Annotated in this window: 1 protein-coding gene; it reads right to left on the bottom strand. The window is 76.6% G+C overall.

Translation table 11 applies throughout. The annotated features are described in order from the left end of the window. Positions 1-77: 77 nt before the first annotated feature. Positions 78-1,322: YcjX family protein (locus L2I40_RS23285; RefSeq protein ID WP_237217733.1), on the bottom strand; the 1,245-nt coding region annotated here is incomplete at its 5' end.

Below are 1,322 nucleotides of genomic sequence, written 5' to 3'. Positions count from 1 at the left end.
GGCCGCCTCCGGCGCCGCAGGTGGCGTGGCCGGCACCGGCTCGTCCGGCAGGATGCGCGGGCCGCGCGGCGTGTCGCTCACAGCAAGTCCCCGATCAGCGCGGCGAGCAGCGCATCGAGCCCGAGATGCGGAATGCCGGCGCTGCCGTCGCCGGCGAGGCGCGGCGGCTGGAACACCGGCATCTCGAAGAAGGCATGCTCCCAGAAGGCGGCGTCGGGCCGGCGCAGCGGCACCTCGCCCGGATAGACCTTGGCGCTGCGCCCGCTGTCCAGGAGCACGCCGCGCACCGCGGAAACCGGCCGGCCCTCCAGCACCGCCACGTCGTCCTCGGTGCAGCGGATCGCGGCGACGGCATGCACCGATGTCGCGGGATCGAGCGGCCCGGCGGGGTCGCGCCCGACGAGGTCGCCGAGCAGGCCGAGCAGCGCCTCGCGCGCGCGCTGCGGCACATGGTCCGCCTTGGTCGCGGCGAAGCCGACGCGGCGCACCCCCTGCCCCGTCAGCAGCTCGAAGATCCCGAGCCCGCCTCGCAGCGCGCCGCTGACGGCGGCCAGCGCCTCCGCCGTGTCGTCGAAGGCCTCCTCCCCCGCATGCAGCGCGCCGAGCGCGTCGACCAGCACGGCCTGGCGGTGAAAGCGGCGGAAGAAGGGATCGAAGAAGTTCTGCCGCGCATCCTCGAGATAGGCCGCGTGACGGCGCGCGAGCAGCTGCGCGAGGTCGCCGCGCTCCGGCTCCGGCAGCGGGAAGAACCACAGCAGCGGCGCCTCGCCGCGCGGCCCCGGGTTCAGCACGCGCCCGGGCTGGAGGAAGCGGAAGCCGAGCCGGTCGCGGCAGGTCCTGAGCGCATCGCGGTAGAGCGCGAAGCCCTGCCGCGCCAGCGCCTCCTCCGCCGGCGCCTCGGGCGGCAGCGAATCCACGAAGGCGAGGAAGGCGGCCGCCGCCTCCGCCCGCTTGCCGCGCCGCAGACGGGCGAGGGTGTCGCGCGACCAGTCGGGCCAGGACTGGTGCAGCATCGGCAGGTCGAGCAGCCACTCGCCCGGATAGTCGAGCAGCTCCAGCGTCACGCGCCGCGGTCCCGTGAACAGCGCGCGCGTCTGGCCGAGGACGGAGCGCGGGTCGAGCTCCAGCGCGATCTCGAGGGTCGAGAGATCCTCGGTCCGCTCCGGCCAGCGCGGCGGATCGGCGGCGAGTGCGGCGAGGTGGCCGGGGGCGTCGAAGCGCGGCGTCGCCTGGGTCTCGGCCGGCACCAGGCGCGCTGCGCGCAACCGCCCGCCGGCCGCGGCTTCGAGCGCCGGCAGCGTGCGCGCGCCGCGCCCGGCGGC

Origin of the sequence: Falsiroseomonas oryziterrae (assembly GCF_021864505.1) — a bacterium.
Taxonomy (GTDB): Bacteria; Pseudomonadota; Alphaproteobacteria; order Acetobacterales; family Acetobacteraceae; genus Falsiroseomonas; species Falsiroseomonas oryziterrae.
This window is presented reverse-complemented; position numbering and strand designations above follow the sequence as displayed.